Genomic DNA, 411 nt, shown 5'->3' with positions numbered 1-411 from the left:
TGCAAATTCCGGCTCATCTGACCACGCATTCCGCTAAGAGCTGATCAGTCTTTCCGGATGTAACTGAACGCGTTTCCGCTTCAGCTGATCAATAAGTTTTCAACGTGTTATAGTTCTTTCGTAGTCATCAAATGATTGCGAAAGGAGGCATAACTATGCAAGACTACAACACGATTATCGGCTCCATCCAGATGCGTTTGAATGGATGCCAGACCAGGTCCGTTATGGACCGTTACAAGATTGGCTCAGGTACATTAAATCTGATCATGAGCCGATACCATGCCAACGGAATCCCAATCGAGGAACTCCGAATGATGGCACCTAAGGAAGTTGAGAACCTTTTCTATCCGCAGAAAAATCTACAGAGGAAAGATGTCCCACTTCCAGATTTCCAGTATTACTATGACAGAA

Annotated in this window: 1 pseudogene; it reads left to right on the top strand. The window is 44.5% G+C overall.

Going from position 1 to position 411, the window contains the following annotated elements:
* Positions 1-155: 155 nt before the first annotated feature.
* Positions 156-411: pseudogene (locus DWX32_RS20335) on the top strand (transposase); the annotation flags it as partial.

The organism is Blautia sp. AF19-13LB (genome assembly GCF_003479105.1).
Classification (GTDB): domain Bacteria; phylum Bacillota; class Clostridia; order Lachnospirales; family Lachnospiraceae; genus Fusicatenibacter; species Fusicatenibacter saccharivorans.
This window is presented reverse-complemented; position numbering and strand designations above follow the sequence as displayed.